Origin of the sequence: Marivita sp. (genome assembly GCF_048006345.1) — a bacterium.
Lineage (GTDB): Bacteria > Pseudomonadota > Alphaproteobacteria > Rhodobacterales > Rhodobacteraceae > Marivita.
Genome location: NZ_CP180351.1, coordinates 170,842 through 183,084, shown reverse-complemented (window position 1 = coordinate 183,084; position 12,243 = coordinate 170,842). Strand labels below are relative to the sequence as shown.

General features: G+C 59.1%; 22 protein-coding genes. 15 read left to right on the top strand and 7 right to left on the bottom strand.

Going from position 1 to position 12,243, the window contains the following annotated elements; translation table 11 throughout:
• Positions 1–28 precede the first annotated feature (28 nt).
• Together ACMVPR_RS00930 and ACMVPR_RS00925 are read right to left on the bottom strand one after the other, a co-directional pair.
• The gene (locus tag ACMVPR_RS00930) at positions 29–577 is read right to left on the bottom strand and encodes an RNA polymerase sigma factor (protein WP_292269412.1); all 549 of its coding nucleotides are present in this window, start codon (positions 575–577) and stop codon (positions 29–31) included.
• The gene (locus ACMVPR_RS00925; protein WP_300582936.1) at positions 570–734 is read right to left on the bottom strand and encodes a NepR family anti-sigma factor; all 165 of its coding nucleotides are present in this window, start codon (positions 732–734) and stop codon (positions 570–572) included. The genes ACMVPR_RS00930 and ACMVPR_RS00925 overlap by 8 nt, the downstream gene beginning before the upstream one ends.
• A 107-nt stretch (positions 735–841) precedes the next feature.
• Here ACMVPR_RS00925 and ACMVPR_RS00920 point away from each other — a divergent pair, with 107 nt between their 5' ends.
• On the top strand, positions 842–1,651 hold the full coding sequence (locus ACMVPR_RS00920; RefSeq protein ID WP_300582938.1) for a response regulator: 810 nt from the start codon (positions 842–844) through the stop codon (positions 1,649–1,651).
• A gap of 60 nt (positions 1,652–1,711) precedes the next feature.
• On the opposite strand, the gene ACMVPR_RS00915 is transcribed toward ACMVPR_RS00920, so the two are convergent.
• Positions 1,712–1,873 (bottom strand): DUF1328 domain-containing protein, encoded by a 162-nt coding sequence (locus ACMVPR_RS00915; RefSeq protein WP_292269416.1) that lies wholly within the window; start codon positions 1,871–1,873, stop codon positions 1,712–1,714.
• Between the two features lie 117 nt (positions 1,874–1,990).
• On the opposite strand from ACMVPR_RS00915, the gene ACMVPR_RS00910 reads away from it, so the two are divergent.
• Positions 1,991–2,281: a hypothetical protein gene (locus ACMVPR_RS00910; protein ID WP_416881315.1), complete on the top strand. Its 291-nt coding sequence runs from the start codon at positions 1,991–1,993 to the stop codon at positions 2,279–2,281.
• Here the strand turns inward: ACMVPR_RS00910 and ACMVPR_RS00905 are convergent.
• Positions 2,278–2,646, bottom strand: a complete 369-nt coding sequence (locus ACMVPR_RS00905; RefSeq protein ID WP_416881314.1) for a hypothetical protein — start codon at positions 2,644–2,646, stop codon at positions 2,278–2,280. The two genes, ACMVPR_RS00910 and ACMVPR_RS00905, sit on opposite strands and share 4 nt — an antisense overlap.
• Positions 2,647–2,727: 81 nt before the next feature.
• Here ACMVPR_RS00905 and ACMVPR_RS00900 point away from each other — a divergent pair, with 81 nt between their 5' ends.
• The 12 genes from ACMVPR_RS00900 (at position 2,728) to ACMVPR_RS00845 (ending at position 9,418) form a co-directional block, all read left to right on the top strand.
• Positions 2,728–3,456, top strand: a complete 729-nt coding sequence (locus ACMVPR_RS00900; protein WP_416881313.1) for a Crp/Fnr family transcriptional regulator — start codon at positions 2,728–2,730, stop codon at positions 3,454–3,456.
• Positions 3,457–3,656: 200 nt separating this feature from the next.
• Positions 3,657–4,094: a DUF2383 domain-containing protein gene (locus tag ACMVPR_RS00895; RefSeq protein WP_416881312.1), complete on the top strand. Its 438-nt coding sequence runs from the start codon at positions 3,657–3,659 to the stop codon at positions 4,092–4,094.
• Positions 4,095–4,119: 25 nt separating this feature from the next.
• Positions 4,120–4,536, top strand: a complete 417-nt coding sequence (locus ACMVPR_RS00890; protein ID WP_416881311.1) for a hypothetical protein — start codon at positions 4,120–4,122, stop codon at positions 4,534–4,536.
• Positions 4,533–4,934, top strand: coding sequence for a phage holin family protein (locus ACMVPR_RS00885; RefSeq protein ID WP_416881310.1), 402 nt, complete (start codon positions 4,533–4,535; stop codon positions 4,932–4,934). Before ACMVPR_RS00890 ends, ACMVPR_RS00885 begins: the two co-directional genes overlap by 4 nt.
• The gene (locus tag ACMVPR_RS00880) at positions 4,927–5,694 is read left to right on the top strand and encodes a hypothetical protein (protein WP_416881309.1); all 768 of its coding nucleotides are present in this window, start codon (positions 4,927–4,929) and stop codon (positions 5,692–5,694) included. Before ACMVPR_RS00885 ends, ACMVPR_RS00880 begins: the two co-directional genes overlap by 8 nt.
• Positions 5,691–6,716: an AI-2E family transporter gene (locus ACMVPR_RS00875; RefSeq protein ID WP_416881308.1), complete on the top strand. Its 1,026-nt coding sequence runs from the start codon at positions 5,691–5,693 to the stop codon at positions 6,714–6,716. The genes ACMVPR_RS00880 and ACMVPR_RS00875 overlap by 4 nt, the downstream gene beginning before the upstream one ends.
• On the top strand, positions 6,685–7,689 hold the full coding sequence (locus tag ACMVPR_RS00870) for an amidoligase family protein (RefSeq protein ID WP_416881307.1): 1,005 nt from the start codon (positions 6,685–6,687) through the stop codon (positions 7,687–7,689). Before ACMVPR_RS00875 ends, ACMVPR_RS00870 begins: the two co-directional genes overlap by 32 nt.
• Positions 7,686–8,405 carry a gamma-glutamyl-gamma-aminobutyrate hydrolase family protein gene (locus tag ACMVPR_RS00865; protein ID WP_416881306.1) on the top strand — a complete coding sequence of 240 codons (720 nt, stop codon included), beginning with the start codon at positions 7,686–7,688 and terminating at the stop codon, positions 8,403–8,405. The genes ACMVPR_RS00870 and ACMVPR_RS00865 overlap by 4 nt, the downstream gene beginning before the upstream one ends.
• Positions 8,406–8,531: 126 nt before the next feature.
• Positions 8,532–8,720 (top strand): hypothetical protein, encoded by a 189-nt coding sequence (locus ACMVPR_RS00860; RefSeq protein ID WP_416881305.1) that lies wholly within the window; start codon positions 8,532–8,534, stop codon positions 8,718–8,720.
• A gap of 4 nt (positions 8,721–8,724) precedes the next feature.
• A complete protein-coding gene (locus ACMVPR_RS00855) occupies positions 8,725–8,988 on the top strand; it encodes a DUF7218 family protein (RefSeq protein ID WP_416881304.1) in 264 nt (87 codons plus the stop codon).
• Positions 8,989–8,990: 2 nt separating this feature from the next.
• Positions 8,991–9,203 carry a DUF2945 domain-containing protein gene (locus tag ACMVPR_RS00850; protein WP_416881303.1) on the top strand — a complete coding sequence of 71 codons (213 nt, stop codon included), beginning with the start codon at positions 8,991–8,993 and terminating at the stop codon, positions 9,201–9,203.
• Between the two features lie 20 nt (positions 9,204–9,223).
• Positions 9,224–9,418 carry a PLDc N-terminal domain-containing protein gene (locus tag ACMVPR_RS00845; protein WP_292268523.1) on the top strand — a complete coding sequence of 65 codons (195 nt, stop codon included), beginning with the start codon at positions 9,224–9,226 and terminating at the stop codon, positions 9,416–9,418.
• Positions 9,419–9,464: 46 nt separating this feature from the next.
• Here the strand turns inward: ACMVPR_RS00845 and ACMVPR_RS00840 are convergent, their stop codons facing one another.
• Positions 9,465–9,887, bottom strand: a complete 423-nt coding sequence (locus tag ACMVPR_RS00840) for a c-type cytochrome (protein WP_416881302.1) — start codon at positions 9,885–9,887, stop codon at positions 9,465–9,467.
• A gap of 146 nt (positions 9,888–10,033) precedes the next feature.
• Here ACMVPR_RS00840 and ACMVPR_RS00835 point away from each other — a divergent pair, with 146 nt between their 5' ends.
• Positions 10,034–10,468, top strand: coding sequence for a DMT family transporter (locus ACMVPR_RS00835; RefSeq protein ID WP_300588018.1), 435 nt, complete (start codon positions 10,034–10,036; stop codon positions 10,466–10,468).
• 29 nt (positions 10,469–10,497) lie between these two features.
• On the opposite strand, the gene ACMVPR_RS00830 is transcribed toward ACMVPR_RS00835, so the two are convergent.
• On the bottom strand, positions 10,498–11,139 hold the full coding sequence (locus tag ACMVPR_RS00830) for a DUF3047 domain-containing protein (RefSeq protein ID WP_416881301.1): 642 nt from the start codon (positions 11,137–11,139) through the stop codon (positions 10,498–10,500).
• Positions 11,140–11,217: 78 nt separating this feature from the next.
• A complete protein-coding gene (locus tag ACMVPR_RS00825) occupies positions 11,218–12,198 on the bottom strand; it encodes an Ldh family oxidoreductase (protein WP_416881300.1) in 981 nt (326 codons plus the stop codon).
• Positions 12,199–12,243: the final 45 nt, after the last annotated feature.

The following is a 12,243-nucleotide window of genomic DNA, read 5'->3' as shown; positions in this document are numbered from 1 at the left end:
CTCTTCGCCTGCAGGATCGGGGTTGAAATCAGGCGACGTTGCGCTGATTGGTCACGATGCTGGTGGTGACGATATCGGTCGCTTCCATGACCTCGTCATCGCTCATCTTGAGGATTTCGACCAGTTGCTTGCGCGCGCGGTTCACGCGACTTTTGATCGTACCGACAGCAACGCCACAGGTTTCGGCCGCTTCCTCGTAAGAAAAGCCGCCAGCCCCCACCAGAACCAGCGCTTCGCGCTGTTCGTCGTTGAGTTGATCAAAGGCACGGTTGAAATCACGCATCTGAAGACGCCCATCGTGATCGGGCTTCTGTGCCAGCGACGCTGCCATTTCCCCATCAACATCCGCAACCTCGCGTCGCGCCTTGCGGTGGTGCGAATAGTAGGTGTTGCGCAGGATGGTGAACAACCACGCCCGCATGTTCGTACCGGGCTTGTACGAGTCGATCTTGGTCCACGCTTTGACCAACGCATCCTGTACCATGTCGTCCGCCAGCGCAGAGTTGCGCGTTAAACTCATGGCGAACGCACGCATCGCGCTCAGATGATTGACAATTTCCTCTCTGGGATCAGTCATTTGACGTCTCCGATGAGGACTTATCCGCCTTGCGAAGTTGTTCAAGCAGCTGCGTAAACCGATCCGGAACCTCTTGTTTCGCGACGTCGTCATAGACCCGCTTGAGGTTGGCTTCGATTTCTTGCTCAAGGCTTGATATTTTGCGATCCTGTTTCATGTAGCCCTTCAGATTTTTTTTGCATTAAGCCGCGCGTTTGCTGGAACCTAACGCCATGTAGAGCGTTTGGTTCCCGTAACATCTAAAAAAAGTGGGAGCTTTTATCTATGTCGACCGAACAACCTCAGGACCTCACCTCGAAGATCGGCGCCAATCTTCCTTTCCTCCGTCGATATGCAAGGGCTCTCACTGGTTCGCAGGTCGAAGGCGATAAATATGCCGTGGCCGCTTTGGAAGCGATCCTGAGCGACACATCGATCTTCGACCACGAGGCATCCAACAAGGTTGCCCTGTTCAAAGTGTTCCATTCGATCTGGTCTACATCTGGCGCGACCCTCAGTGACTCTGAAACCGGCGCTGCCGCCAAGGCCCAGAAACATCTGGCCCGCCTGACATCCGGCACGCGCGAGGCGCTTTTGCTGCACACGATCGAAGAGATGTCTTTTTCGGATGTCGCCAGCGTTCTCGACATCTCGGCAGAGGAAGCTGAAAACCTTGTCGACATCGCCTATTCCGAAATGGCGAAATCCTTGGCCGGGCGCGTCATGATCATCGAAGACGAGGCAATCATCGCGATGGACCTTGAAGCAATCGTGGCGGATATGGGCCATGCGGTGACCGGGATCGCCCGTACCGCCGATGCAGCGGTCAAGCTCTACAACACAGAGCGCCCGCATCTGATCATGTCGGATATCCAGCTCGCCGACGGATCGAGCGGCATCGACGCTGTAAACAAGATTGTCGAAGATGCGCCTGACATGCCTGTCATCTTCATCACGGCGTTCCCCGAGCGGCTGCTGACGGGCGAAGGTCCGGAACCGGCATTCCTGATCTCGAAGCCCTACACCGAAGAGCAGGTCCGTTCTGCTGTGAGCCAGGCGATGTTCTTTTCGTCCACCGAGACGCTCAAGGCCTGACCGATCTCAAGGCCTCCCTCAGAAACCGAAAAACCGGAGCATCGTTGCTCCGGTTTTTTGTTATGATCGCACGGCACGCATGATCAGCGTTGCCACGAACAGCACAAGGAACACCACGAACAGGATTTGTGCGATACCCGCCGATGCCGACGCGATGCCACCAAAGCCGAACAACGCGGCGATCAGTGCGATGATCAAGAATATTGCTGCCCAGTAAAGCATTGGAAAGTCCTTTCAATTTTGTCTGTAACTGCAGTGACAACCCGTTTTCCGCCCGGATGGTTCCGCGGAACTTTGGGCCTGTCCATGCGTTGGGTCTCTGACAAAAGGAGACAGACAATGGCATCAACACACACCACGAAGCGAAAGACAGCAGACGATCACGCAATGGCAGAGGCACGCGTGTCCGACAAACTACATAACGCCGTCACTCATGCGCAGGAAAGCGTGCAGGACGCAGCAAATTCCGTCCGCGATACGGTTGTAGCAGCTGCAGATCGTACGATCGACAGGACACAAACTCTGCAAGGCGATTTTGACAGCGCCGTGCGCCGCAATCCAACACTGGCCGTTCTTGGCGCATTGGGTGTGGGTGTGGTGCTCGGCCTCGGCCTCACCAAGCGGTCTTAATCCCGCAATCCAATCCGCGCAAAGGCGGCAAGGACATCATCGGTTGAAAAGGGGCGCTGCAAAATTGCCGCCCCTTCTCGATCCAGAAACTCGGCGGTGCCGTCAATCACGACGAGCGACACGGTCGACAAATCCCAAGAGGCAAGGAACTCTTTGACCTCGTGCAGGTGCATCGACAGGCCGCAGATCAAAAGGCGCAACGTCTCGCCGGTTTCGGCCAAAATCCGCGCCGTATCTTCAAGGTCGCGTGAGTGGGTAACAGGACCCAAGCCCTGCTCGACAAGCATCTCGGTTAGGTCGTCGACTTCGACCATGTTGTTTGAAATGAGCAATGTCTTCGGAGCTGATGGCGTCAACTCGATCATGTCAGAATATTCCTTTGGCGTTTAACCACGCATGACACCGCACCAAATTTTCCGCATTAAACTATGACATAGCGAGGCGTCATGAAAACGAATTGCGAAAACTGTCCGCTTCGTCAGCTCGAATTGTTCGAAGACATGACAAATGATGAAGTTCAGTTCATGTCGAAGTTCAAGACCGGCGAGTTTGTCGCCCAGCCCGGCACCGAACTTTTGGCCGAGGGCGCGTCCTCGTCTCATCTTTACACAGCCCTTGAGGGCATGGGTCTTCGGTACAAGACATTGGAAGACGGCAACCGTCAGGTGGTTGGGTTCGTTCTGCCCGGGGATTTCATCGGACTGCAAAGCGGCGTGATGCACGAAATGAAGCATTCCGTTGAGGCGACGACACAAATGACCATGTGTGTCTTCAACCGGTCAGAGCTTTGGGACCTGTTCAAGCAGCAACCGCGCCGCGCCTTCGACCTGACGCATGTCGCCGCAACCGAGGAATTCCTGCTGGGCGAAATGCTGGCTGCGGTTGGACAGATGGACGGCATCGCCAAGATTTCCTGGGTGCTCAATCGGTTCTACAAAAGACTTACCGCGCTGGGTCTCAACGAAAACGATCAGGTGCCCTTGCCCTACCGTCAGCAGGACATTGCCGACGCGATGGGACTTTCGCTGGTACACACTAACAAAACGCTGGCAAAGCTGCGCGGGCAAGGCGTGGTCACGTGGTCGGACGACACGCTGACGGTGCACCGCCCCGACACACTTGCGGAACTGGGATATGCTAAAGGCATCATGCCAGTCAGACGCCCGTTGATCTGAAGATACGTCGCGAAGACCTTTGAAAGTCAGATGCTTCTGACCCAGTGACGTCCCCGTTCTTTTCCGGTCTGCATGTCTCCGGCGCGATCTGGTCGAAGAGATCGGGCTTTAGCGACATCTGCCGCGTCTCCATTTTTCGCAGCTTCTCTGGGGAACTCTGGATCACTTCGCGCGTTCAATTTCCAGATGAGGAGGCTGCTATGCCCAACACCACAAATCACACTCTGTATAATTGCGTACAGTCGCTGTTCGACACATTGATCGACATCAGCGAAGGTTACGATCTCTTGCTTGAGCGTGCCGATCCTACGGCCGGTCCCTACATTGCGGATCTGGCAACACAGCATAAAACCGCCGTTGAGAAGATCGACGCAATCGCTTCGGCGCAGGGGTTCGAACTCGACCGCTCCGGCACGTTGATGAGCGAAGTTCACAAAGTCGCGGTCAAGCTTCGCGACATGTTTTCCGACATTGACCGCGATGCGCTTGAAGCGATTGCGAAGGGCGAAGAAAACGTCATCAAACGCTACGACGACGCCATTGAGTGCCTGTCGCCAACTGACGAGCTGCATGATGAACTGATCGCCCAGCGCGACGCGCTGCGAACCGCGATCGTCAAGATTTTCGAAGCGGTTTGATCCGATTTCCCAAAGGAACCCCAAGATGAGCACCACGACAGATGCGCTGAACAGCGCCAAGGACCATATTGTCGACGCGGCCCACGCAGAGGCGGAAGACGCGCGCGCAAGAACAGTCGATTCCATTGAAACCGCTGGGCGTGCTGCACAAGCGGCTGGCGACACATTCCAGCCTGATACCTTGCAGGCCGCTGCGCTTGACCAGATCGGCGCGCAGATCAATTCGGTCGCCGCACAGCTGCGCAGCAAACCCGTCGACGAAATGGTCGATGATGTTGCGGTATTTGCCCGAAAGAACCCGCTGCTCTTTCTTGGCGGCGCAGCGCTCGTGGGCTTTGCGGCCGCGCGGTTCCTGAAATCCGGCAATGGGTCCGGACATGTGTCTGACGACGGCGACGATCCGTGGTCGGGTCACCTGTCACACGTGGAGGCGCGCCAGTGACCCAGCCGACTGAACACCCCGGCGATCTGCGCAGTCTGATCGCAGGTATCCTGACCGAAGCCCGTGCGCTTCTCCGCACGGAATTGCAGCTCGCCCGGCGCGAACTGTCCGATAATGCCGCGCGCGCAGGGTCCGGGCTGGTTCTGTTCGCCCTCGCCGCTCTCGTGGCGCTGGTCGGCCTCGGCGCTTTGGCGACCGCCGCTATCCTCGGTGTCGCTGCGTTGGGTATGCCCTATCACTGGGCCGCCCTGATCGTTGCCGCTGTGTGCCTTCTTGCCGCGCTTGCAATGGCTCTGATCGGGAAGGCGCGTCTTTCGACAGCGACGCTCGCGCCCAAGCGCACCCTCAAACAAGTCAAGTCCGACATAGACGCAGTCAAGGAGATGGCCCGTGCCTAACGCAGATCAACTCGAACGAACCGCCGAAGCCCATAGGGCGCATCTGACGGGCCACATCACTGCACTGTCCGACGCGATCAATCCTGAAGCCACGGCAAAACGTGCCGTCGGTCAGACAGCAGACTTTGGTCAAACCGTGGCCAAAACACTGATTGATGGTGCCATGCGCAACCCCTCCGGACTTGCGCTGATCGGCATAGGCGCCGCCGTGATCGCGCTCAACTCGGGCCGAAAGACGGACATGCGCCAACCGGCCGCTGGCGAAATGGAAAACTACGATGACCGGATTGCCCGTGCAGACCGGCAGATGAAGGCGCGTGAACAGGCGCAATCCGGGCGCTTTGCCGGATCGCAGTCTGCGTCGCGTCTGCGCAAAACGCTGGATCAGGGATTGGACAGGCTCTCACCGGACGCCCGCGCCCGCGTCACGGAGGCACGTCTCAAGGTGATCGACGCGCAGGAAAAATTGGACCGTCAGGCGCGCCGCGCGGCTCAGCAAGCCAGTGCCGCGCACCAAAGCCAGCCATTCCTCACCGGCGCGCTTGTTGCCGGGATCGGGGCATTGATCGGCGCGCTTCTTCCTTCCACCAAGGCCGAAGAAGATCTGATGGGTGCCACACGCGACAAGATGATGCGTGATGCCGAAGCGGTCCTGCGTGACGAATTGGCCAAACTCGAACGTCAGGGCAAAGCAGCGGTCGAAACCGGCCTTCGCGAGGCCCGCGCCGAATTTGCCGATGTGAGCCCGGCCAACAGATGATCGCACATTCCGAGACGCGTGCCCGTCTCCAGACCGTGTCCATCGCGCTGGTCGCGCTGGTCGCTGTCGTGACTGCCCTCAAGCTTGCCCAGGGATTGCTAGCACCGGTGACACTTGGATTGGTGGTCGCCATCGTCGCGGCCCCCGGCATGCGTCTGCTGGCCCGCTTGGGCGTTCCGCGCGCGGTCAGTGCCAGCATCAGCCTCGTTTTCGTAGGCGCACTCACCGTCCTGTTGATTGCCGGGCTGGGCCCGATTGTGATGGACCTGATCGGTCAAGTGCCCCGGATCGAAGACGAAATCCGCTGGTGGATCATCGACGCGAGCCGCGCCATCCGCGGGCTTGAAGCGGTCCAGTTCGAACTGGAACAAAGCTTGGCCGAAAACGGCGAAGCTGTTGAAGAGGCTATGCCCGGCCTTCTTGACGCCTTGTCGGTCGCGCCGAATTTCGCGGCGCAATTGCTAACTTTCGCTGGAACATTTTTCTTCTTCACTCTGACACAGAATGAGATTTACGCGGCTTTCAAGGGGCACGCGGCCTCCTTGCGTCAGGCCGACAAGGCAGTATCGCATTACTTCGTCACCGTGACCGTCATCAATGCCGGTCTGGGAGCCGCTGTATTTGCCGCCATGACTGCGATTGGCGTGCCCAATCCGATCCTTTGGGGTGCTGCGGCATTCATTCTTAACTTCGTTCTTTATCTTGGACCCGTGATGCTTCTGGTCGCGTTCGGAGTGGCCGGTTTCACCCAGTTCAATGGGGCCTATGCCCTTTTGCCTCTTGTGACCTATTTCTTGCTGAATATGACCGAAGCTCAATTCGTAACGCCAACCCTTGTCGGCCAACGCCTGCAACTGAACCCGCTGGTGGTTTTCCTCGCCATCCTCTTTGGACTGTGGCTCTGGGGGCCGATCGGTGGGGTTGTCTCGCTTCCCGTGCTGGTCTGGATGACGGCCTACCTGACCCACGCCCCGGCCCCGAAGTCAAAACATGACCCCGACTTCGCACAAGCACAGGTGTAACATGATCCCGACCAAACCCACCTTTGCAGCACTGCCTTTTGAACTTAATTCGGACGGGGACCAGCGTCTCTGCGGCATCGAAATCGAATTCGCCGGACCGACAGAGATGGAAACGGGCAATCTGATCGCCCAGGAATTCGGCGGCACCGTTGTGGATGGCGGAGATCACAGCGTCACTGTCACAGATACCCGCTTCGGGGATATCGAGGTCGAATTGGACATCAGCCTGCGCAAACGCGAAGACCTGCCTTTCCTGAAAGAAGGATTGGACGCCATGCGCGGCTTGATTCCGGTCGAAGTGGTGACCCCGCCTCTCAGCCGTGCGCAGTTGGAAGAGTTCAACTCGATCTGTGATGGCCTGCGACGCATCGGGGCCATGGGTTCGCGAAGCGGCGTTCTTTTGGGGTTTGGGGTGCATGTCAATCCCGAGGTGGTGTCCCCGGATCACCGTTTCACGCTCGATACGATCACAGCTTATGCCATGCTCGAAACCTGGTTGCGGCAGAAAGAACAGGTCGACACCACACGCCGCGTGATGCCGTTTATTGACGCGTGGCCGAAAGACCTGATCTCGGATTTGGCGAAGAACGACTACGACAGCCTTGCCGATCTGATGCGCATGGCCTCCAGACATATCCAAAGCCGCAACCTCTCGCTTGATCTGTTGCCGCTGTTCAAACATGCAGAACCTGATCTGTTTGCCGAGCTGTTCGACATCCATGACAAGACGGCAGCACGTCCGACTTTCCATTTTCGTCTGCCGGACAGCCGGATCGACGAGGCTGACTGGTCGCTGCGCCAGCCCTGGCAGTTGTGGCGGCAGGTCGAACTGGTCGCCGCAAACGAACACTTGCTGGCTGCGTTGCGGGATGCATGGAGGACCCATGACGCCGCATGGTTCGAACGCAAATCCGTATGGATCAAAACCATCGACGCGCTGCTGCAGGACCATGACGTCAAGGCCGAAGTATGACTCGCCCCGTCATCGCCGTCACCACATCGAACCGGACCGGCTGGCGCGTCTTTCCGCTCATCAACCTGAATCTCTGGATCACCGGCGGCAAGGGCGTTCGCTGGGGCGTTGGCCGCGTGGTGGATCTCGACCATGTTGACGGTCTGATCATCGGCGGCGGCGACGACATCGGACCTGAACTCTACGGCGGCAAGCTGGGAATTTCGGCCAAGCTTGACCCGGAACGGGACGAACTGGAACGCTGCCTCGCAGAGGCGGCGCTTGATCGCAACATTCCCGTACTTGGCATTTGCAGGGGTTCGCAAATGCTCAACGTGGCTCTGGGCGGCACCTTGGATCAGGATGCCTGGACGACCTATGGCACAAATCGCAAGATCACCACGATCCTGCCGAAGCGTGAAGTCTGTGTGGAAAGCGAAACCCATCTGTCGCTCATTAGCGGCGAAAAACCGATGAAGGTCAACGCCTTGCACAGTCAGGCGGTAGATCGGCTAGGCGACGGTCTGCGTATCTCCGCACGGGACACCGGCGGCATGGTGCAGGCGATTGAACGCGTCCGTGACCCCTTTGCACTTGGCGTTCAGTGGCACCCCGAACATCTGTTTTACGCCCACCGCCAACGTGCCATCTTCCGGGCACTTGTCACCGCCGCGCGCGCCTATCGCATGGACCGCAACCAGACGCACGCGATGCGCGCCGAAATGGCGGCACCCTAGCCATTCGACCCGGCAGGATTTTCGGCACAGCGGACCAGATTTCATTTGTTTCGAAGGGCATGGATGGAACCCGCGCCACCGCAGCCGCGTTGAGTGAATGAAACATAGCAATCCGAGAGGTACACCATGTCCGCTCCATCGCCGAACATCAAAAAGCAATCCAAGCGCCACCGCCCCGCACTCTGGGGCATGTTCGCCGCTGCGATCTTTGCCGCCATTCTGTTCTTCGCCTATCTTGCCAACTTGGCATCCGAGGGCGACGAACCGGGTCAGGAAGACGCCGCACCCGCCGCAGCCACGACGACTGACGGATAAGACCATGGCCAAGGATCACGGATCATCGATCAAGGACGATGAGACCTACGAAGCCCTGCGCGATGACGGCTACAGCAAGGAAGCTGCTGCGCGCATTGCCAATGCTCAGGCCAGCGACGACCAGAACCCTTCGCGCAAGGGCGGCAAAGCGGCAGCTTATGAGGATTGGACCAAAGACGATCTGTACGAACGCGCGCAGGAGCTTGATATCGACGGTCGCTCGGACATGACCAAATCCGAGCTGATCTCGGCCCTCAGGAACCGCTGACCATGGCACGATCCGAAGGTGACCGTGTGCAATGGGATTGGGGCGATGGAACAGGCACCGGAACCATCATCAACGTCTACCAACAGAAAACGACCGTCACGATCAAAGGCACCGAGGTGACGCGCAAGGCATCTGCCAACTGCCCCGCCTACCTGATCGAACACAACGACGGTGACAGGGTGCTGAAAAGCGAAAGTGAAGTCAGCGCCGCGTGAGGCGCAGCAAGGAGACCGCAATGGGTATTGAAATCACCGGAATTGGAGGATTGATCCTCCTCGTTCTCAACGTCTGGGCCTTTGTTTCCATCATCGGCTCCAACAACTCTACAGGTTCAAAGGTGCTATGGTGCCTGTTGGTTCTGATACTGCCCCTTCTGGGCTTCATCATCTGGCTGCTGGCAGGGCCACGGTCCGCATCCGCCCGCGCCTGACAAGACAAAGCCTCGCCGTCCAGCGGGGCTTTTCTTTTGCGCGCGTTTACCGCTTGGCCTGAATGCTCTGAATATATTCCAGCAGCGCGACCAGCTTGCGGGGCGTCGGGGTCAGCACACCGTCGCCAGTGTCCAGCGGCACCAACTCTCCGTCCAGCAACGCACCGAACTCTGGCATGCCCGGCCCCGAGAGGGACGACTTTGTATAGCCGTCAATGGTCGACAGAACCCGGACCGATGGGAAGTCACCGCCGTTGCGCAAGGCAATCAGCGTGAGGTCAGGTGGTGCCTTGGCCATCGCCCGCGCCATCGGTCCATTTCCCTTGGCGTCAGCCCCGTGACAAACGGCGCAGTTTTCCATGAACAGCGCCCGCCCATCTGAGGGCACGGGCATCTCGTCGGGTGTGCAGGCCGCGATCAGGCCGACTGCACAGGCACCAAATGTCAGACTGATGAGGGTTGGGCGCATTTCGGCCTCCTTGCTCGATTACCCACAGAGTGACTCTCTTTCAGCCGCCGTGCAACCATCCGGCTTGAGACGGAGTTGCGACGACGGGTGACAATCGGCAGAACCCGGCGCACTCTGCACGAGAATCGCGCCATACGGAGACTTCTATGCCGATCTATGCCCTCACGATGCTGGCCGCCGGGATCGGCATTCCCCTGCTTGCCGCGCTGAACGCAGCGCTCGGTGTGCGGATCGGGTCACCGGCAGCAGCTGCCATGGTGCTCTTCTGCGTTGCCCTGCTGGCCGCGACGGCCGCGACACTGATCACTGGTCCACGGGCCTTGGCCAATGTGCCGCTGGCGCCCCGGCATCTGTTGCTCGGCGGTCTTTTTGTGGCGTTCTACGTGCTGTCGATCACCTATATCGCGCCTCATTTCGGCATCGGAAATGCGGTCTTCTTCGTTCTGTTGGGGCAGTTGATTTCTGCTGCGCTTATTGACCATTTTGGTCTCTTCGGCGCGCGTGTCAGTCCACTCAGCCTCACGCGCAGCACCGGAATTGCAGTGATGGCGCTTGGGGTGTGGATCACTCAGCGCGCCTGATCTGCGCGGTGCTTTCGGCCGGTCAGCCGTCAGTTCACGCTCAACCCGCTGATCGACGCGCGAATGCGGCTGTCGGTGTCGTCACTGTCACCGGACAGGGCCAAGCCGACCAGCGCAGTCCCACCACCGCCAAAAGCATTGGCATAGTCCCGCGCGAGATTGACGCTCTCATTGGCACTGCCTGTGCCAGACCCGCGCAGAACGATGGTTTTGCCACGATTGCCCAGATACGGGCTGCTCAGCACAGCGCCGCGATTATGCGCGCCGCCCCAGACATAGACCAGCACGCGCGCGGCATCATTGCTCAGCAGCTGACGCACACTGGCGCCTTTGAGCGCCTGCGCCTCGGATTCTGGCAGGAACACAAAGTAAAGCGCGAGGTTGCGGTCATCGCCGCCCTTCTTGCGCAGATCGGTGGCGGGCACACCTTCCTGCACGCTCCAGGACCATTTGGCGCTCGACGCCCCCCAATAGCTTTCCGGCAGAGGCCGGTAGGCCAGGGACACCGACCCGTTCGACGCAACGCTGACCGAACTGCCATTGAAGCCATAGGTGTTCGACGAGAACAGCGAGAACTTCTGGGTTTTCCAAGTCCCGTCAAATGAAACTGGCGCGGCCAATGCAGGCAACGCGGCAAGGGACAAGGCGGCAGCAGCAAGAAAACGGAACATCGGGACATCCTTTATGGGTTGCCCCGTTCTAACAGGCCCAGCCGATCACTCGCATCAAACGTTCGCGTGAAACATATGTCACCGTTCAGCCAGCGCGCAGCTTGCTTCCCACAGCGCATCTGGCACAGCAACCTTGGTTAGCAGAACCTTGCCGAGACCGGGCACGCGCGCGCCATGATCTTGCGCCACAGCCTCGGTCAATCCCGCGACCATTGCGTGAAACTCCGGACGGACGCCGGGATCGATCAATATAAAGCAATGCGCCAGATCATGCGGTGCGCCCTCTGGCGCTTTCAGCGGTTTGACCTCGCGGCTGGGAGTTCCGCCCGCCAATCCGGCCGCCATGATTTCAACCATCAGGCCCAGCCCCCACCCTTTATAGCCCCCGGTGCTGCACAATGATCCAGCCAAAGCCGCCTCGGGGTCGGTGGTCGGCTTGCCCTCCGAATCGACGGCCCAGCCCTCTGGGATCGGCTCTCCAGCCGCCTTGGCCATCGTGATGCGCCCCAATGCCACGCTGGTGGTGGACTGGTCGAACATCATCGCAACGCCACCGGTGCCGTCCGGCACGGCAAAGGACATAGGATTGGTCCCGATCACCCGCGTCTTGCCGCCGGGAGGCGCAACGATAGGCGACGCGTTGGTGTACCCCATCCCGATCATCCCCGCCTTGGCAATGGCTTCGGTGAACCAGCCCAGCGCGGTGCAGGTATGCGCATGACGCACAAACAGGCTTGCGATCCCGCTCTCGCGCGCGGCTGTTGTCGCTGCGTCCAATGCGGCGGCAAAGGCGGGCTGGGCAAATCCGTAGCCTGCGTCCACTTCGACCGTGCTGCTGCGCGGTCGCGTCACGCTAGGTCTTACCGCTCCGCGAACCCGTCCACTGACCAGTTGCTGGCAATAGCTTTCCAAGTAGTAAAGCCCACAAATCCGGTTCCCCCGCGCCTCGGCCCAGAAAACGGCATCGGCCATGATGCCCGCCACCTCGTCAGAGGCCCCATGCGCACGCAAGGCGCGTTGCGTGACCTCGTGGATTTGCGAAACATCGATTTCGGCCATACTGTCCTCCGCTGGCAATCCGGGCAAAGTGACAGCAAACCATTC